Here is a 256-nt window from a genome sequence, read left to right on the forward strand (position 1 = left end):
GCAAATAAGAGATGGTTATTCGTATCATCTACTCTCATTAAGCAAACTGTTCGTAGCCAATTGATTGAAGATGAGTATAGCGACGATAATATTTTCATACTAGATGGAATTGTGTCGACAAAGCGTGCAAATGAAAGACACTGGCAGCTCGTTCGTGAAATCATGAGATTGCCTGCAACGAAAGTTGTGGAACATCCGGATGTGTTTGTGAGTCAGTCAGAATACACATTGGATGATTTTGATTATATTATCGAAT

Annotated in this window: 1 protein-coding gene; it reads left to right on the forward strand. The window is 37.9% G+C overall.

The genetic code is table 11. The features are described from left to right. The coding region (locus SB775_RS31440; RefSeq protein ID WP_410865195.1) for a DUF3388 domain-containing protein at nt 1–256 on the forward strand (256 nt) is incomplete at both ends.

The organism is Peribacillus sp. SIMBA_075, from assembly GCF_046534585.1.